We start from the raw sequence: 19,646 nt of genomic DNA on the forward strand, positions 1-19,646 counted from the left end.
AGATCTGAAGTTATTGTGTTTACGCGTATGCAATCGGTTGCATAATTCTTCTGATTTGGTAAAATATAGGCACAGGAGTTAAAAAGATTCCTGATTACAAGCAAGACTATCTCAACTAATTAAGGAAAAAACTATGACAAATCAAACCGCAATGCAATACTTTGAATGGTATCTTCCAAGTGACGGTCAACACTGGAACAATTTGGCTGATGATGCCCAACATTTAGCAGACCTGGGCATCAGCCACGTTTGGATGCCACCTGCTTTTAAGGCCACCAACAAAGATGATGTTGGTTACGGAGTCTATGACCTCTTTGACCTTGGAGAATTCGACCAAAAAGGAACAGTCCGCACCAAATACGGCCTCAAAGAAGAGTATCTCAATGCTATCAACCAACTCAAAGAAGTTGGTATTGTACCTATGGCCGACGTTGTGCTTAACCACAAGGCAGCAGCCGATAAACTCGAGACCTTCGAAGTGGTCGAAGTTGACCCAGAGGACCGTACCCAAGAAATCAGCGAACCATTTGAAATCGAAGGTTGGACACACTTCACCTTTGACGGACGTAATAAAGCCTACAACGATTTTGAATGGCACTGGTACCACTTTAACGGAACTGACTTCGATGCCAAACGTAATAAAAGTGGCATCTATCTTATCCAAGGTGACAACAAAGGTTGGGCAGACAACGACTTGGTTGACAATGAGAATGGTAACTTTGACTACCTTATGTATGCTAACCTAGACTATAAACACCCTGAAGTTATTGAAAACATTTACGAATGGGCAGATTGGTTCGTTGAAACAACAGGCGTTCAAGGATTCCGCATGGATGCAGTCAAGCACATTGATTCATTCTTCATGCGTAACTTTATTCGTGATGTCAAAGAAAAACAAGGTCAGGATTTCTATGTCTTTGGTGAATTTTGGAATGGTAACGAAGAGGAAAATAATATCTATCTTGAAAAGATTGAAAAACGTTTTGACCTCGTCGATGTTCCCCTCCACAACAATCTACACAAGGCTAGCTTAGATGGTGCCGATTATGATTTGACGACAATTTTCGATCATTCCTTGGTCAAAAATCATCCTGAACATGCTGTAACCTTCGTAGACAACCACGACACTCAACGCGGACAAGCTCTAGAATCTACTGTTGAAGAATGGTTTAAACCAGCTGCTTATGCTCTCATCCTTCTCCGTGAAGACGGTCTTCCTTGCCTATTTTATGGTGACTACTATGGAATCGAAGGTGAATTTGCTCAAGAAAATTTCCAAGAAACCCTAGATACCTTGCTCTACGCTCGTAAAGACCTAGCTTACGGAGAGCAAACAGACTACTTTGATGATCCAAACTGTATTGGATGGACACGCTCTGGCAACGAAGATGGCGCTCCATTAGCTGTAACAATCTCTAATGATGCTGCTAACAGCAAGTCTATGGAAATTGGTAGTGATTGGGCTGGACAAACCTTCTATGACATTCTTGGAAACTGCTCTGATACTGTAACCATTGACGAAGACGGATGGGGAGACTTCCCAGTTTCTGAAAAATCTGTCAGCGTTTGGACAATTCAAGACTAAGAAAAAAAGCTCAATTGAGCTTTTTTTAGTATCATAGAATTCCTGAAATGGTCTTAACAATATCACGATTGGCGTCAACATTATGTACACGGACAATCTGACAACCCTTGCTAACAGCATAGCCAGATAGAGCAGCCGTTCCCTGATCGCGGTCCTTAGCTTGGGTATTTCCACCTAGTAGGTAGTCCACAACACGCTTACGAGAAATCCCAAAAAGAACAGGATAGCCTAGGGCAACGACCTTGTCCAAACCTTTTAGCAGGTCAATATTGTGTTGGACATTTTTCGCAAAGCCAAAGCCTGGATCAATCCAGATATTGTCCTTGACCACACCTGCTTCCAAGGCGGCCTGAGCACGTTGACTGAGGAATGTACAGACATCTTCTGTGACATCATTGTATACTTCTTCTTTTTGATTATGCATGAGAATAATCGGCACATTCTTTTCAGCTGCTAAAGCTAGCATCTGACCATCATAGAGTCCAGCCCAGACATCATTTAGAATATCTGCACCTGCTTCAAGAGCAGCTCTGGCAGTGGCTGTCTTATAGGTATCAATACTGATGAGCACATCATATTTTGCCTTGATAGCCTGAATAACTGGCACGATACGAGCAATCTCTTCTTCCTCAGTTACAAATTCTGCTCCTGGTCTTGTAGATTCGCCACCTACATCGATAATGGCAGCCCCTTGGGCAATCATACGCTCAACCTGAGCCAAAGCATCTTCTACAGTGTCAAAATCGCCACCATCTGAGAAAGAATCAGGGGTGACATTCAAGATTCCCATAATACAGGCCTTACCTGCAATCTCATGTTTGCCAATAAACATCTTAACTCCTAAAAATCACGCATCAATGAAAGAATTTCCTTGCGTTCTTCACGGTCTTCTTTATAAAGGCCCTTAGCGACAGTTGTGATTGTCTTACTTCCTGGTTTCTTAATGCCTCGCATGGTCATGCACATGTGCTCTGCTTCAACCATGACAAAAACTCCTCGAGGATTCAGAGCTTCTTCAAGTGCTGTAGCAACTTGATCGGTAAGACGTTCTTGCAACTGCGGACGACGAGCAGCTACTTCAACCGCACGCGCTAATTTGGAAAGTCCTGTCACCTTGTCTCCACTTGGCAAATAAGCCACGTGGGCCTTACCATAAAATGGAACCAAATGGTGCTCACACATAGAGTAAAAAGGAATATCCTTGACAAGGACAACTTCGTCATGGACTTCTGAAAAGACAGCTGTAAATTGATCCTTAGGGTCTTCATTTAGACCTGAAAACATTTCAGCATACATCTTAGCCACACGTTTTGGTGTGTCCAAAAGTCCCTCACGCTCAGGATTTTCACCTAGAGCTTCCAATAGTTGATAGACTGCTTGTTCTACTTTTTCTTGATTTGCCATAATTTCCTCTTGCAACGTTATAATACTATCTATTATACCTTATTTTGCTGGATTTTTCTTGCAAAAAATAAGATTTCCTAGCTACCTAATTCTCAAAAAAAGCGAAGACTCACCTCCTCACAAAGGCTGTCATCGCTTATATTTTTTAGTCTTTCAAGTGGTAAGAATAAGATGAAATGACAATATTCTCACGCCATTTGAGGTAATATTTCAATCGCAAACTCATCTGGTTATGAAGCATGGTTTGCCATGATTTTTTAGGCACAAACTGAGGAATCATGACTGTCAGAGTCGCATTATCCTTCTCAGCTTGAGTAGCGACCTCGTCCACATACTGAATGGTTGACTGAGTGATTGAGCTGTACGGTGATTGGATATGAACCATCTCGATTTCAGGGAAATATTTTTTAAACTCTTGTTCAGTTTCCTTGTCCTTGTTCTCTGTATCCTTAGTAGATACATGCATGGCGATAACCTTGTCACCAATAGAACGTGCATAGGAAATAGCTCCGATATTAGCCTTGGTAACATTCCCAACAAGGATAAGAACAATATTTCCTTGATAATGGTGTTCTTCTACCGCTCCATCAATACGCAACTGTTGAGCAACACCATTATAGTGTTTTTTAATCTTAAGGAACATCCACATCAAGATTGCAATAATCGGGAAGAATGGCCAGATATCTCCTAAACGGAAAAGGAAGAGAATGAGAACGATAGCATAACAAATGAGGGCACCTAAGATATTTGCTAAAGAGTGTTTCCAGAATCCCTTACCATATTCACGAATCCAATGGATGACCATCCCCGTTTGAGAAAGAGCAAATGGAATAAATACACCGATGGTGTAAAGCGGAATCAACCGTTCCGTATTTCCTCGGAAAATAAACAAAAGGGTAATGGCACCAATTGCAAGTGTCAAGATCCCATTAGAGTATCCCATACGTGCACCTTTTTCAAGGTACATGTGAGGCATGTATTTATTTTTCGCCATATTAAAGGACAACATCGGAAAGGCTGAAAAACCTGTGTTAGCTGCCACTGCAAGAATCATGGCAGTAGAGAATTGGAAAACGTAAAATAGAATACTACCAATCCATGATTGACCAAGAATTTCTCTAGCCATTTGTGACAAGATAGTTACTCCTGCATGAGGTGTAATACCTGTCCACCAGTTGAGGAAGGTGATTCCCGCAAACATAGCTCCCAAAATGCTAGACATGATAAAGAGGGTTGATGCTGCATTTTTTGCCTTAGGTTTCTTAAAGAAAGGCACCGCATTAGAGATGGCTTCTACCCCTGTCAATGAGGCAGAACCTGAAGTAAAGGCCCTTAAAATAAGAATCAATGACACCCCTGTAATGGGTTGTCCTAAATGTGCCGTGGCTGCGTAAGGCATATGACCCGTTAAAATTTGAAAGAAACCAAATCCCAACAAGAACAGCGTCGAAACAATGAAGAGATAAACCGGTATCATCAAAGATTTTGCCGATTCACGCATTCCCCTAAGATTCATAACCATCAAAACAAGTACCAAAATCATTGATATCTCAAGATTGAAAGGATGAAGGAAGGGAAGGGCTGAAGTAATGGCATCTGCACCTGAGGCCACTGAAACAGCAACTGTCAACATGTAATCGACCAAAAGACTGCCACCAGCTATCAAGCCAAACTTAGGAGACAGATTTTCCGTCGTTACCATATAGGCACCACCACCTTGAGGATAGGCCTTGATAACCTGTCTATAAGAGATGGTAAGGCTGGCTAAAAGGACGAGAACCAAAAGCCCAATAGGGATTGACCACCAAATAGCCGCACTAGATACAGCTGTCAGAACCAAGATAACTTGCTCTGGCCCATAGGCGATAGATGATAGCGCATCACTCGACAACATGGCCAAGGCCTGAATCTTGGACAATAAGTGTTCATCACCACTATCATCATGAGTTAAAGGTTCACCGATTAAAATGTTTTTTAGACGTTGAAACATTGCGATCTCCTTGCTTTTAAAACATACGAGGGTTATTATACGCCCCTAAACGTCATCTTTCAAGTCTTAAACATCACTTGCCTGCTCTAAAACCCATTTTCTGACCTGAGAAATAAAGTATAGAGATCCCGTAATCACATAAAGTTTCTTATTGTCAGTCGTTACATGTTCTTTAATCCATGTTTTGAAATCTGGTACCTGCTTATAAACCTCTGGGTATTTATCTAATTTAACACTGTTTGGATAGTCAAAACTCGTTACAGTCAAGTCACCAACCGATTTTAGTTGGGCAAGCATTCCGTCAATAGGCTTGGTGTCAATAGCTGCAAAGAGAAGTTCAATCTCCTTATCTGCATATTCTGATTGCAACAAGTCAATCAAAACTTTAACACTCTCATTATTATGAGCACCATCAATCATGAGATTAGGTCTTAAAAATTCTGTTCGACCTCTCCAATGGGCATGAGCCAGGGCATCCTTTATGAGTTCAAGAGTTACTTTAGGATAATCTTTTTGAAGCAATAAAGAAGCCATGATAGCCATGCTAGCATTTGCTACTTGGTGTTGACCGGCCATAGCCAAAACTATATCATCTAACCTTTGCTCTCCATAGGTAAAATCAAAGGAATGGCTTGACCCTTCAGCTGTGAAATCTCTCCCCAGCTCATAGGTCTTAGACCCTTCTTCACGCGCCTTCTTCTCGAAAACATCTCGAACATCAGTACGATCAGTCGCATAAATAAAGGGAGCCCCATTCTTCAAAACACCAGCTTTTTCTGCTGCAATTTCAGCATGGGTATTTCCCAAAATAGCCTGATGATCCAAACCAATCGATGGACACAGGACTGCCAAGGGCTTAAAGAGATTAGTCGAATCATGAAGACCACCCATTCCAGCTTCAATGAATGCGATATCCACAGGATGGGCCTGACCAAAATAGAGGAACATCAAGACTGTGATAATTTCAAACTCTGTCGCATTTTCATGCTCTGTCTCTTTTGGCAGCCGTTCAACCACAGGCTTCACACGATTAACCAGGTCAAGTAAGTCCTCTTCTGAAATCATCTGACCATTAAGAGAGATTCGTTCCTTGAAGTCAATAATATAGGGTGAAGTAAAGGTTCCAACTTCATAGCCCGCCTGGGTAAAAATGGTTTGTAGGGCATTGACTGTAGACCCTTTGCCGTTTGTTCCCACGATATGCACAGCCTTGAGATTATCTTGTGGATTTCCCAACTCTTTAAGCATCCAAGCCATACGCTCCAAGCCAGGCTTGATGCCAAATTTTAATTGTCCATGAATCCAATCCAACGCTTCCTGATAAGTCATAACTACTCCTTTTTTAGGCTAATGCTTCAACTTAGTCATTAAGCTGACCTCTAAACTAGATTTCTAGTTTTTCCTTGAGCTTAATGCTTTGACGCTCTTATTATACCAAAGACTTCTAGGTATAACCAAAATATGCAAAAAAGGCAACCCTAGGGTCACCTCTTAAGCTTTCTCTTTTTCGTCAATAACAAGACGAACTTTTTTACCTTGAGTAGGTACCGAATAGACAATCGCTCTTATCGCCGTAATAGTACGTCCTTTTTTCCCGATAACTCGCCCAATATCGGCTGGGGCAAGATCAAGATGGTACTCCAAAAACTCAGGACCGTCAAAAATTTTGATGGTCAACTGATCTGGTGAAGCAATTAAAGGTTTAACGATAGCGATAATAAGATTTTCAATGGTATCCATAGGCTAAAAAATTATTTTGAGAATTTTGATTCGTGGAATTTCTTCATAACGCCTTCTTTTGAAAGGATGTTACGAACTGTATCTGAAGGTTGTGCACCTTTAGACAACCACTCAAGAACACGTTCTTCTTTAAGTGTTACTTGGTTTTCTTCAACGAGTGGGTTGTAAGTACCAACTGTTTCGATGAAACGTCCATCACGTGGAGCACGTGAATCTGCAACGTTAATACGGTAGAAAGGTTTTTTCTTAGAACCCATACGAGTCAAACGGATTTTTACTGCCATTTTTAATATCTCTTTTCTTTAGTTTTTTATTATGGTGGAGGCACTTATCGCCCCTCGACCTTAACTAGTATACCATATCATTTTTATGTGTCAAGAAAAAAACTTGACAGACTTAAAATTTCTACAAAAAAAGTTAGAGTCAAACTCTAACTTCCTTTTCGACTATTTCTTAGTCGTAGTCTTATGATTTTTTTCATAAGCTACCTTTGCTCCAGCATATTCAGCTTCTAAACCCTTAGCCGCTGCCTTCGACACTTTCTCGTAAGTATCACGACTGGTCAACTTGCCATCCTCGTTGTAGGTAGAAACAACCAAGGTATCTTTATTTACAGTATAGGACTTGGTGCGTTTCCCTTTACGGTAGAGTCGGTAGTTATCTACGTTATCCGAAATATAGTAATCTACTAGATTCTTATCTGCATTTGGATAAAGTTGCGAGACAACTTTAGTTAACTCACGCTTAAATTCTGAAACTTCTTTAGTATAGGTGATCGATTTATTCCACTGATCAACAACTTGATATTCCTTCAAATAATCTGAAGCTGTAAAAGTAGGCTGATCCTCCTCACCTTTTTTATAAAAGTAAGAATGTGTTTGTAAATTATTAGACTGATCAACTTTAAGGAAAGAGACGTAAATTTCATCTTTATCTTCATGTTCTTTCAGAGCATTGGTTAACTTTCCAGAATTTTCATCCAAGACCTTAGACGATTTTAATTCCCAAGTCCCCTCAATGTTCCCCGAAGCATTACGCCAAAAACCGTAGACACCACCGACAAGCAACATCAAAACAACAGCAACAAGACTAGATATCAAGGCTCCTTTACCCCAATTTTTGGCCTTTTGCGATTTTTGATTAGCGTTTTGAATCGTTTCGAGAAGACGAACCTGACTTTCCAATCTCTTTTCTAGTTTGGCAACTGTCTGTTCTTCCTTAGATTTAGCTTTAGCAGCTAATTTTTCAGCCTTTTTCTTATCACGAGCAGCTTGACGAGCAAGCTTCTTAGCTGCTTTTTCTTCCTTATGATCAAGTTTTGTCAAATCCTCAGACAATCCAAGATGCTGTGCTTGGTTACTGAAAACTGGAATAGATTGATTAGGTTCACTCGAGGTATTAACAGAATGATTTCCTGCATCTGGACGGGTTGGCGCATAACTTGCCAAACGCTCCTTAGCCTCTGCGACGCGTTTACGTTGTTCCTCTTCTTTTTGAATATCCTCAGCCTGACGGCCCGACTGAATGGTTCTTACTTGACCAACAGTCTCTTGAGATAGGGCCTTCCGCTTTTCTTGGGCCGCATTTGCCATAGCCTCTTGCGCGTTGTCACGCTCTTTCTGAGACTGGGCTAGTGCTCTGGCAGTTGCGGTTCCTTCTTCAAACTGTTGGTCAGCTGATGTTTCTCCTTGATCAGCTACTTGGTTAGCCTCTGCACCTTCAGAGAGAACAAACTCTCCTCGTTCCAAGGCTTCTTTAAAGTCGATTGGTCTTGGTTTTCGGCCATTCACAGCCTCAAAGTACTCTAACCATTCGTCTTTCAACATAATAAATCCCCCTGAATTAAAAAACACATGATTAACTTCCCTATTTTACCATACTTTTTAACATAAAAATAGGGATTAATAAGAATTCTAAAAATTCTTATTAAATCCCCATTAATCTTCTTTTGGTGTAATAGACAATAATTGGACAAAACGGTGTTGTGCTGATTCCGTTTCAAGCGTGACATTATCGTATCTAAAGAGAATCTCTTCGATATTTGCCAAGCCCAACCCTCGACCTGTTCCTTTTGTTGAAAATCCTCTTTGTTTCAAAGGAGTTACATCAATATAAGCTTCCTTAGTTGAATTTTCAACAACAATAACTGATTGATTTCCCATCTTAAAGATAGCAATAGATAATTTTGGTTTATCTGCCAATACAGTAGCTTCAATAGCATTGTCACAAAGAATGGATATGATTGTGATCAAGTCTAGAGCACGCACTTCCGTGAAGAAAACACCTTCTTCAACCTCAACATGACATTGAATTCCCTTATCAAAAGCTTCAGCCAATTTAGATGATAGAAGACTCTTGAGTGGCATGTTGGTCACTCGTGTTAGTTTTGCTAAATCAAACTTTTGCTGATTCAGATCTGATGCAGAATCTTTAAGGACACTGTCATAAATCATCTTAATCTGGTCAATGTCTTTCATCTGAATGGCTTCATTAAGCGAAATCATGACATTAGTATAGTCGTGACGGAAACTGCGTAACGTTTCGTAAAGACTTTCAACCTGCTCAGAATACTTCTCTAGGTCATCCAAGTGACGACGATTTTCTTTTCTTCGCTCATTTTCAAAGTACTCATCTGCGTATCTATTGACACTGTAAACAGCATAAAGAATCGCTATATAGCCAATCAAGGTTATAATATGGCCAGCATAGTACAAATCAAAGAAACGCGAAGCCACAACTACGGAATAGTTCATAATCACATAACTAATCAAAACAAAGTTAGTGAAAAACATTATCCGACCAAATTTGCGATCTCGCTCCAAAACCCTCAAATATTTAAAATCAATATTAAGAAGTTTGGAAAGAGCAACAAATGTTGGAATAATTAAAAGGTCAAAGAAAATAAAATAAAGATAACTTTTGTTAAGAAAATCCGATGTGATACCAAATCCCGGCATCAAAAAGTAGGCATAACCATTAAAAATCAAAAGATAAAGAACAAGAGGATAGAAGGCATAAAACGCCAACATATTGGTGGTTCTTTCCTTGCCATAGAAATAAGCATAGAAAAGAAGGTAGAAAGGTGTCATAAAGGACAAACCGACATTATATGACATCCCCAGTATTCCCCCTATACATTCAACTAGGAACGCAATAGGAAGAATCATACGTGGTATCCTAACCAGGCTAGTCTTTTCGTAAATCCACTGTATAACGATGAAATGCAAAAGAAACTCTAATGCAATTTGTAAATTGAGTATCATTTAATGGTTAGCAACTTCCTTCTAAAGATTCTAAATAAACAACAAAAGGTCATACTGCTATTCTATCATAATTCCTGATAATAAATGAGATAAAGTTGAATAGTTATCCCTAATTTCAGAAAAATTTCAATAACAATTAAAGAAAAAAGGAGAGCTAAAACTTTAACGGTTTTTCAACCGTTCCAAAAATTCCTTTTTACGTGTGCGCGAGAGCAGACAAGACTCATCACCCTCAAAAAATACCATATTAGCTGTACGATCAACGCTGGCGACATTGCTAACATTGACAACAAAGGAGCGATGCGTTTGGAAGAAAATGTCATCCAACTTTGCTACCTCTGCAATCTTTCCATAGAATTCTACCAAGTTTAACTTGGTGTGGGCAATCAACTTATGGGGTACCGGAGCTGTCTCAATATATAAAATATCTTCATAAGGAAGATTGACATCATTTTTATCTGTTTTGACAGTTAGGCTCTGAGCCTTAGTTTCTTGTTCAACCTGTGACTGAGCAAAATCTAATAGTTCTACTAGGGCTCTCTTAAGATCCACATCGTCCATGGATTTATCTACAAAATCAAGGGCTTGAATCTTATAACGAAAGGTCAAAGGCATAAATTCGGAATAGGCCGTTACAAAAGCAATTTGTGCCTTTAAATCTTCTTTTCGAATCTCCAAGCCAATATCTAGTCCCTGCTTGGTCTGATTCTTGAGGTCAATATCCAAAAGATAAACCATGGATTTACCTGAGTCCCTGTCAGTATCTAACAATTCCTGACCCTGCTCATAAAAGGTAATCCCATCAACAACGGCCTTCGACTCCTCAACTGCTTCGTCCAATAAACGACTAACACGATGACGCTGCAAGGCATCATCTTCAAGGACGATAATAGAAAGCATCTTATTTCCCTCTTTCTTTCTAATATACTTTAATATACCTACCTAACATTTTATCATAATTAATCGGATAATATTCCTTTTTTTACAGCATAAAATCTTTTTAACTCACCACATTTCATTTATAAAACAATTGTTATCTACTTGTCATTTCATCTTCATTTTTAGGTGTTATCATGAGAACTGTTTTTGTTTGATATTAAAAAGGAGAAAGTTATGTTACGTTCATTTAAAACACAAGGGACTAAGACAAAGACCATCTTGACCCTTGCAACTGTCGGTATCATTAGTGCTTTTCTTGTGGGAAGTCCTCAGCATGCCTCTGCGGATCAAACCTATGTTTCAGATCCTAATCAGGCTCTGACATTTTCCGAACTTGAAACAGCTACAAATACAAATATCATCGCTCAAACAGGTGTATCTAGTGAAACACCTACTACTGTGACTACTGTGTCACATACCTCTGTGGATGGTCTTCATACACATGAAAATGACTATGAACAAACTCCCGCAAATACTACGACTTTTGAGGAATTGAAACAAGATAGTCAAACAGCTAATAGTACTGTCGACAGCCAGACTGGCAGCAAAACCTATGAGACTAGAATTCCGACAAATACAGATAGCAATCAGAAGGCTGTAGAAAATCAAGCTGAACCAAAGACCGAAACTGTTGCTCAAGCACAAACCTGGTCAAATGATGGTGCTACATGGGTGTCAACAGAAATTAATAATGGTAACGTTCATAAGATTCTATCTACTTATATTCCAAAACCATTAACACCTTCTACAAAACCAACGACAACAGCTACACCGAAACCTAAACAATCAACTCCTGCTGTTAGTCAACCTAAAAAAGTGGCCACAGTCGCTAACAAACCTAAAACACCTACAACTCAGCCTAAGAAACCAACAACGACTGTCACTAAACCTACAGCTCCTAAAGCCACTCCTATCCAACCTGCTAAACCAGTGGACCGAGTTGCTCAAGTATGGCAAAAGAATAACGAACTGGTAAAAGAGAATTACGACACTCCTCACTGGTCAAGTAAGGAAGCAACAGTCTTCATCAATGCTAAGAATCCTGAAATCGTGAACGCCTACAAACAAGCTATCACTTCTTGGAATAACACTGGTGCCTTTAATTTCTTGCTCACTAACGATAAACAAAAAGCTAACATCATTGCTGATGAACGTTATGAAGGTAATGTAGCAGCTCCTCTTGGGGTTACCTACTCTACTTACTACCTCCCAACAAAGCAATATAGTAATGCTACTGTTTACTTGAATACCTTCCATGTTCAAAACAATTATTATCAAAAGAATGGTGGAAAACTCCTTAACACTGCGCAACACGAATTAGGACACTCAATTGGACTTGAGCACAACAGTGCCGTTGCCTCTGTAATGGAACCTAAAGGTGGTAAGACAAGTATCCAACCTGTTGATATTAACAATGTTAAGAAACTCTATAGCAAGATTGTCTAAGTTCTTACACTATTACTACAATTCATAAGCAGACCTATCAGGTTCTGCTTTTTTTATACAGGTGAGTTGACCATTCAAGACTAGAAAATGACTGTTCATGATTGTTTCTTACATATTTTAAAAATACGTAAGATTTTCTTCGTTTTTTTTGGTAAAATAGAAAATGTAAAGAGAGACCGGATGAGTTATAGAACTCAACTTTGTTAGTTTTTGCTCATTATTCTCATAAACAGAATAACATAGTCTAGGAACCCTTCTTAACATTTATACCTATCTTCCCCAAACACTTTTCCCCCATTCCTAGATTTCCAGATCTCTCCTAATAAAGAACGTCTAGCAACAGCAGCTAGGCGTTTTTTAGTCTATTAAAGCACATAGTCGTTGGTATTAGCTCACTAGATTAGTAATCGTTCAAAATAATTCTCACAAAATTACCATTCAAGACCAGAAAATGACTGTTCATGATTGTTTCTTACATATTTTTGATATATGTAAGTTTTCTCTGGTTTTTTTGGTACAATAGATAATGTAAAGAGAGATATAATGAGCTGTAGATAAGCGTTTTGTCATTTAAAATTTATTATTCTCATAAACATTTTCTAAATAGTCTAGGAACCCTTCTTAACATTTATAACTATCTTCCCCAAACACTTTTCCCATTCCTAGATTATCAGATCTCTCACAAGAAAAGCGTCTAGCTCACCCGGCTAGGCTTTTTTTCTTTTTCCATACTTTTGCTATAATAGAGCCATACCGTTTGAAAGGAACTCATAAAATGACTATAGATCAGCAACTTCTTTGCTACAAACGTTTACCAAACTGGACAGCTACAACACTTCCGGAAATGGTGACGCAAAAACACAATACTAAGGTGGGAACTTGGGCTAAATTGACCATTCTATCGGGATCTCTTCACTTCTACGAATTAGACGAAGAGGGAGAGGTTACTGCCGAGCACCTCTTTACCCCCGAGACAGAGATTCCTTTTGTTGAACCACAAGCTTGGCATCGCATCGCTGCTGCTTCAGATGATTTGGAATGCTATCTTTCTTTTTACTGTAAGCCTGAGGACTACATGGCTAAAAAGTATGACACTAGGGCCCACTCCGAGGTTCTTGAAGCTGTCCAATCTGGCCATATCAAACCTGGTCGCACCCTTGACCTAGGCTGTGGTCATGGCCGTAACGCTCTTTATTTGGCATCTCTTGGGCATGATGTTACAGCCGTTGATGTTAATAACGAAGCTACACAACGCATCCAAATGATTGCAGATGAGGAAAATTACAATGTTAGAGCTGGCTACTACGATATCAATGCTGCTGCTCTTCCTGAGTCTGAGACCTTTGATTTCATCCTCTCAACAGTAGTCTTTATGTTCCTTGATCCGGATCAAATTCCGGCTATTATCAAGAATATGCAAGAGCGTACTGTCGTCGGTGGTTACAATCTAATTGTCTGTGCCATGGATACTGAGGAACACCCTTGTACCATGCCTTTCCCATTTACGTTTGAAGAGGGAGAGTTGAAAAATTATTATAGTGACTGGGAGTTAGTCAAGTATAATGAAAATCTTGGTCACCTTCACCGTCTGGATGAATATGGCAATCCCATCGCCCTTCAATTTGCAACCATGTTAGCTAAGAAGGTTAAATAAGAGCGAATAACTGTAGACGAGCTGAGCACAGCTTGACTTGTCTTCAAAGTAAAAACTAGGAACCCAGTCGGATTCCTAGTTTTTAATTGTTTACAATATCTGCATATCCTGATTTAAGGTCTGCATTTTCTGTTTCTTTGACATAATAGACACCACCATTGGTAGTTGGTGAATAAAGAACAAAGGGAGTCCCATCTTTTTTAATGGTAAAGAAATAACGGTGAACTGATACATTTTCCCATCTCTCGTAAACGGAAACAATAGTATACTCAGAACTGCTATTACCATTTGCAGCATAAGTAGCATCCACAGTCTGGTTATGGTCCGACATCCAACGGATAGGCAAAGAAGAAGCCTCATTGGTGATTTCTTTGTATCCAGGCTGATTCATCTGATTGCCCCAAGAAACCATCAAACTAGCAAGTCGACTAGCCTTATCATTGGTCCAACGTGGATTTTCAGTATAGGCTTCCTTGGCATGGTTAGCATCAGGTGTGTCAATACTTGCACTGCTAGATTCACTTGTCCTCGTATTTCCGGTCGATGAAGTACTTGATGAGGCACTAGCCTTATCTGTCGATGAAAATATCGAGCTAGGCACTGTGGCAGATGACTTAGTCTGTTTGACGTTCTTCATTGAACTAGAGACTAGAGTCAAGCCAATGCCAACTACGATTGCTACTAGAGCCCCCAGAAGAATATAGATATAATTATAATTTTTCGAGATTCCAATAAGGCCAGACTGATAAGCTAATTGTAGTTCATCTGGTTTCGGTTTCCGCCCTTGAACTTGCTCAAAACGACTTATCCATTCTGCTTCTGACAGCTTTCGCATAATTTTCCTCTTCTCTTTATCAATTATCTTCCATCCTATCATAGAACAGTGATGATGACAATAGTAGAGAGAACTTGAGGTCTACCTTCAACCAATTACCCTTTATTTTCAAAATAACGACGAACAATCGGCGCCACTTCTTCACCATAAAGTTTAATGGCCTTTAGAACGTCTTCATGTGGCATAGAACCAATCGGGAGATGAAGCATGAAGCGATCTAGCTGTAAATCCTCAATAATACGAATGATTTTTTGAGCGACGTGAGCAGGGTCCCCAACGAACATGGCTCCGTTTGGTCCAACACTAGCATAGTACTGCTCTTTAGTCATTTCAGACCAGTGTGGGCGATCCTTAGCAATGTTATCCACCGTTTGTTTTGTTGGATAAAAATAATTCTCTATCGCTTGGAAATTATTTTCTTCAATCCAACCCCAAGAATGAGCAGCCACCTTAAGTTGTTCATCCGAATAACCATTTCGAGCACCTATCTCCTTATAAACCTCAACTAATTTTGCAAAGGCCTTTGGATTTCCTCCAATTGTAGCATAGGCAATTGGCAGACCTTTTTCCGCAATTTGAATGGTCGACTCAATGTGACCACCTGTCGCTACCCATATTGGAAAATCATCTTGGACTGCTCGCGGATACACAGGACGATTGTCAACAGATTGAGTATGCTTACCTTGCCAAGTTAAATTCGTTTGTTTTTTCACTTCCAGAAGCATATCTAGTTTTTCATTGAAAAGTTCATCATAGTCTGAAAGATCATAGCCAAAAAGTGGAAAACTCTCAACAAAAGAACCTCTACCCGCCATGATTTCTGCACGACCATTTGACAGAGCATCAATGGTTGCATACTGCTGATAGACACGAACCGGGTCAATAGATGACAAAATGGTTACTGCACTAGATAAACGAATCTTCTTGGTATTCACAGCACCTGCTGCAAGAACAATTTCCGGTGCCGATACCGCAAAATCTTCACGGTGATGCTCTCCAATCGCATAAATGTCTAGTCCAACTTGATCCGCCAATTCAATCTCTTCAACGAGTTCTCGAATACGTTGGTCATGAGAGATAGCTTTTCCAGTCGATTCTAGGAGGGTTGTTTCTCCAAAAGTTGAAATGCCAAGTTCAATCGTCATAAATCTTTCCTCCAGTAATTCTTTTATTTGTTATGAGAACAACATTATCACTAGTTAGTGATAATTACAAATAAAAAAGCCTAAGACTCTATTTTCCAAGAAAGGCTAATAGGGTTAGGCAGAAAAGAAGAACTAAAGCACCCATGACCACTAGGAGACTAAGCTTATAACCCAGAGGATTTTGAGGATTTAAACTAGTTCCAAGACCACTCCTACGAAGGACAAATAAGGGTTCTGAGGGAGATTGATTAAGGGTGTAATGCAAGAGATACCTTAAGCAAAATAGAAAGTAGAGACTCATCCCTGGAAAAATGGCAAGGGGAAGAATCATTCCCTGTGACCACCAAATCATGATTGTAAGAATGATTTGTATCAATAAGAGAGCCCAAAACAAGTAATAAATGTAGGATTGCTTTTTCATTAATATGTACCTCTCAATCTAAGATAAGTATACTCCTCCTAGCGTCCCTTATCAAGCCCATAACTCGCCTGACACCTTATTTTCTGCTACAATAGATAGGAAAGACTCAAAAAAGGAAACTGTACACATGAAATTAATTTCTTGGAATATTGATTCCCTAAATGCCGCCCTTACTAGTGATTCTGCACGCGCTCAATTATCACGCGCTGTTATCGACACCTTGGTCGCTGAAAATGCAGACATCATTGCTATTCAAGAGACAAAACTGTCTGCCAAAGGTCCGACTAAAAAGCATTTGCAAATCTTGGAAGACTACTTCCCTGACTATGACAATACTTGGCGTTCATCTGTTGAACCTGCCCGTAAAGGTTATGCTGGAACCATGTTCTTGTATAAAAAAGAATTGACACCAGTTATTACTTATCCTGAAATTGGGGCACCTTCAACCATGGACTGTGAAGGGCGTATCATCACTCTCGAATTTGACAATTTCTTTGTGACACAGGTTTACACACCAAACGCTGGCGATGGCCTCAAACGTCTGCTTGAACGTCAAATCTGGGATGAAAAATATGCGGATTATCTAGCTGAATTGGACGCTCAGAAACCAGTTCTTGCGACTGGTGACTACAATGTTGCCCACAAGGAAATCGACTTGGCTAATCCTTCAAGTAATCGTCGTTCACCAGGATTTACAGATGAAGAACGTGCTGGCTTCACTAACCTCCTCGCAAAAGGTTTCACAGATACCTACCGTCACCTCAACGGCGACGTTACAGGAGCTTACACTTGGTGGGCCCAACGTAGCAAAACATCTAAAATCAACAATACAGGCTGGAGAATCGACTACTGGTTGACTTCAAATCGTATTGCCGATAAGGTCACAAAATCAGACATGATTGACTCTGGTGATCGCCAAGACCACACACCTATCGTCTTAGAGATTGATTTATAAAATAACTCTAGACCTAAATCACAAAAAGAGTAGACCTGCTACTCTTTTACTATGCCCAATTAAGGAGAAATTATGAAAACCAAACTTAATACCACTCAAAAGCTCGTTCTGTCAGCTATTATGATGGCTCTTTACATCGCTATCCTCTTTGTATCTCAAGCCATTTCCTTTGGTGCAGTTCAGATGCGTCTGGCCACTGCTTTATATGGATTAACCTACATCTTCCCATTTTTGGTATTCCCAATTAGTCTGGCTAATGCCATCGCAAACTCTTTTGGAGGTTTGGGATTGATTGACGTGGTTGGTGGTTTCTGTGCTAGCTTTTTAACAACTGGTAGCATCTACCTCATCCGTAAAGCTAAGTTATCTAGCTGGTTCATCATCCTTCCAATCCTACTCGTTCCTGCCTTAGTGGTACCAATCTGGCTTAGTGCTTTGCTCAAACTTCCTTATTTTGCTCTCGTTATTAATCTCCTCCTAGGACAATTAGTGCCTGCAATCTTGGGAGCAGTTCTAGTACAAGAGTTAGCTAAACGAGGATATAAAGACTGACAAACAAAAATATCTCTGCACATTGCAGAGATATTTTTTAGTAATGATATGCTTTCTTGTAAGCTTCTCTTGGTGTCAGCTTGTCACCAGAGATAAGCAAACGGTAGTCAACATTAGTAGGATCTTTTTGATACTCATCAACCCAATCTTGATTCATTTCGAGGTAAAGATTATAAGTTCCCAACTCAGTCGAAACAGTACCTACTTTATAAAAATCTTTATAACGCTTTTGGTTATCCGTTTTTTTCAATTTTTCATATCGATAATAGGTTCTAGCAAAGTCAGTGAACTGGTATTCTTTCTTATCTTTTCCAGAGCCAGTTGTGACTTCAATGGTGCCCTTGTTATTTGTTAAATGCAAATCATAATCATAATCATTGTGACTATTCACTTGGAAAACACCTGAAGTAATGTCACTATCATCAGAGAATGTCTGAATGTCAGCGAACTTAGCAGCCTGCCAAGAAGTAGGGACTCCTTCATATTCACCATCACTCTGTAGACCTAGAAGTGACCAATAGTGACCGAGATAGAAGGTATTAGACTTCTCACGATCTGTCACCAGTTCACCTACCATATTAAGATTTTCAGCACCCAGACGGTATGGGTTAGAAAGATAACCAAAGACTGGGAAGAAATAAATGATGACTGTAAAGGTCAAGAGGGTCTTCATATTAATCTTATTGATAGCCCAGAAGAAATAAGCAGCTGAGAATAAGAGAGCGTAAGCAGCCCCGTAGCTGAACTTATGCGCATGGGCGATCAAAAGTAAAATGAAGAAAATAGGTTGAATAGGACGGACCTTATGATAGATGATAGAGAAAACGTCCTCCTTGTCTTCCTCAGATTTGAAAATCAAGGACAAGACAATAGTCAAGAGTACAAAGAAGGCGCCAAACCCGAAACCAACATCATTTGGACGGAAGAAGTAAGCCAAGATGGACATGTCCATTACCAATAGCCAGACAGATGCAAATTTGACCATGTTGTTACCAAATTTTGCAGCTGTTTGACTTGGTGCCTTCAAAGGTACTTCGAAGGCTTGTGCAAGTGCTCTTTCTTTAGCTTGGCGTTCGGCCTCTATTGCCGCTTTCATTTCCTTAGTACGGCGTTCCTTTTGGAACAAATGGGCAACCTTGGTCGGTTCATCTTGTCTCGACTTGGTAATGCTCAAAAAGAGCAAATATTGCATAGCAAAGATGAGAGCTGTGTTCCCACCGTATTCTAGGAAGGAACCATTCCAAATACTAGAAACAACTGCAAAAACGATATAACCTCCAATTGAGATTAAAACCGTCAAGAGCAAATGAATCCAACGATAGCGGTAAGTGTATTTATCAGTTGTATCTCGCCTCAAAAACGTGTCACGTGGGTAAAGATACCAGATAACGAAGATAAGTTCAATGGCTTGAACTGCTGTTAAAAAACCAACGTAGTTGAAGCCAAAAACGGCTGCTACCACATTGATGAGATAGGAAATAATGGCCAAAACTCGCAGACTGGTGCGCTTAGACAAGAGTCCAATACTCATCAGGGTGATAGTTGAGAAGGCAGAAAAACCAGCGCCCATCTTATTATCAAAGATAAACACATTGACAAAGGCAAAAATCAAGATTCCTAAAAGAGTTAAGACTTGTTTTTGCATTTCTTTTTTCTTTTCTTTCATATTTTCCCTCCTTATGGAAATGATAACGTTTCCGTACTCCTATTTTAACAC

General features: G+C 39.7%; 17 protein-coding genes. 5 read left to right on the forward strand and 12 right to left on the reverse strand.

Translation table 11 applies throughout. From position 1 onward, the window contains the following. Positions 1-133: 133 nt before the first annotated feature. On the forward strand, positions 134-1,585 hold the full coding sequence (locus V471_RS00310; RefSeq protein WP_045001529.1) for an alpha-amylase: 1,452 nt from the start codon (positions 134-136) through the stop codon (positions 1,583-1,585). Between the two features lie 31 nt (positions 1,586-1,616). Here the strand turns inward: V471_RS00310 and folP are convergent, their stop codons facing one another. The 9 genes from folP to V471_RS00355 form a co-directional block, all read right to left on the reverse strand. Next, complete coding sequence (gene folP, locus V471_RS00315; protein WP_014632753.1) at positions 1,617-2,417, reverse strand: dihydropteroate synthase; 801 nt, start codon at positions 2,415-2,417, stop codon at positions 1,617-1,619. An 8-nt stretch (positions 2,418-2,425) separates the two neighbouring features. Continuing rightward, positions 2,426-2,989 (reverse strand): GTP cyclohydrolase I FolE, encoded by a 564-nt coding sequence (gene folE / locus V471_RS00320; RefSeq protein WP_002884345.1) that lies wholly within the window; start codon positions 2,987-2,989, stop codon positions 2,426-2,428. A 145-nt stretch (positions 2,990-3,134) separates the two neighbouring features. Beyond that, positions 3,135-4,979, reverse strand: a complete 1,845-nt coding sequence (locus V471_RS00325; RefSeq protein WP_084870980.1) for an APC family permease — start codon at positions 4,977-4,979, stop codon at positions 3,135-3,137. A 66-nt stretch (positions 4,980-5,045) separates the two neighbouring features. Then, a complete protein-coding gene (locus V471_RS00330; protein WP_084870981.1) occupies positions 5,046-6,308 on the reverse strand; it encodes a bifunctional folylpolyglutamate synthase/dihydrofolate synthase in 1,263 nt (420 codons plus the stop codon). A gap of 162 nt (positions 6,309-6,470) precedes the next feature. After that, a complete protein-coding gene (locus V471_RS00335) occupies positions 6,471-6,719 on the reverse strand; it encodes a KH domain-containing protein (RefSeq protein ID WP_014632751.1) in 249 nt (82 codons plus the stop codon). A gap of 11 nt (positions 6,720-6,730) precedes the next feature. Further along, positions 6,731-7,003 (reverse strand): 30S ribosomal protein S16, encoded by a 273-nt coding sequence (gene rpsP, locus V471_RS00340; RefSeq protein WP_002884675.1) that lies wholly within the window; start codon positions 7,001-7,003, stop codon positions 6,731-6,733. Positions 7,004-7,165: 162 nt separating this feature from the next. Continuing rightward, entirely contained in the window at positions 7,166-8,545 is a 1,380-nt protein-coding gene (locus tag V471_RS00345) for a hypothetical protein (RefSeq protein ID WP_049553626.1), read from the reverse strand. Positions 8,546-8,656: 111 nt separating this feature from the next. Next, positions 8,657-9,835: a sensor histidine kinase gene (locus V471_RS00350; RefSeq protein ID WP_049553627.1), complete on the reverse strand. Its 1,179-nt coding sequence runs from the start codon at positions 9,833-9,835 to the stop codon at positions 8,657-8,659. A 309-nt stretch (positions 9,836-10,144) separates the two neighbouring features. Further along, a complete protein-coding gene (locus tag V471_RS00355) occupies positions 10,145-10,882 on the reverse strand; it encodes a LytR/AlgR family response regulator transcription factor (protein WP_004183124.1) in 738 nt (245 codons plus the stop codon). A gap of 213 nt (positions 10,883-11,095) precedes the next feature. Between V471_RS00355 and V471_RS00360 the strand changes: the two genes are divergently transcribed. Together V471_RS00360 and tehB are read left to right on the forward strand one after the other, a co-directional pair. Next, a complete protein-coding gene (locus V471_RS00360) occupies positions 11,096-12,367 on the forward strand; it encodes a matrixin family metalloprotease (RefSeq protein ID WP_013991019.1) in 1,272 nt (423 codons plus the stop codon). 775 nt (positions 12,368-13,142) lie between these two features. Then, complete coding sequence (gene tehB / locus V471_RS00365) at positions 13,143-14,021, forward strand: SAM-dependent methyltransferase TehB (protein ID WP_084870982.1); 879 nt, start codon at positions 13,143-13,145, stop codon at positions 14,019-14,021. A gap of 82 nt (positions 14,022-14,103) precedes the next feature. Here the strand turns inward: tehB and V471_RS00370 are convergent, their stop codons facing one another. After that, positions 14,104-14,856, reverse strand: coding sequence for a DUF4767 domain-containing protein (locus V471_RS00370; RefSeq protein ID WP_045768795.1), 753 nt, complete (start codon positions 14,854-14,856; stop codon positions 14,104-14,106). Between the two features lie 95 nt (positions 14,857-14,951). Then, entirely contained in the window at positions 14,952-16,001 is a 1,050-nt protein-coding gene (locus tag V471_RS00375; protein ID WP_045771953.1) for an LLM class flavin-dependent oxidoreductase, read from the reverse strand. 548 nt (positions 16,002-16,549) lie between these two features. Here V471_RS00375 and V471_RS00385 point away from each other — a divergent pair. Together V471_RS00385 and V471_RS00390 are read left to right on the forward strand one after the other, a co-directional pair. Next, positions 16,550-17,377: an exodeoxyribonuclease III gene (locus V471_RS00385; protein WP_002891542.1), complete on the forward strand. Its 828-nt coding sequence runs from the start codon at positions 16,550-16,552 to the stop codon at positions 17,375-17,377. Positions 17,378-17,449: 72 nt separating this feature from the next. Then, positions 17,450-17,929 (forward strand): QueT transporter family protein, encoded by a 480-nt coding sequence (locus V471_RS00390; protein ID WP_045768792.1) that lies wholly within the window; start codon positions 17,450-17,452, stop codon positions 17,927-17,929. A gap of 37 nt (positions 17,930-17,966) precedes the next feature. On the opposite strand, the gene V471_RS00395 is transcribed toward V471_RS00390, so the two are convergent. Beyond that, positions 17,967-19,595 carry a membrane protein gene (locus V471_RS00395; RefSeq protein ID WP_049553629.1) on the reverse strand — a complete coding sequence of 543 codons (1,629 nt, stop codon included), beginning with the start codon at positions 19,593-19,595 and terminating at the stop codon, positions 17,967-17,969. Between the last annotated feature and the right edge of the window lie 51 nt (positions 19,596-19,646).

This window comes from Streptococcus salivarius (assembly GCF_002094975.1).
GTDB classification, from domain to species: Bacteria; Bacillota; Bacilli; order Lactobacillales; family Streptococcaceae; genus Streptococcus; species Streptococcus salivarius_D.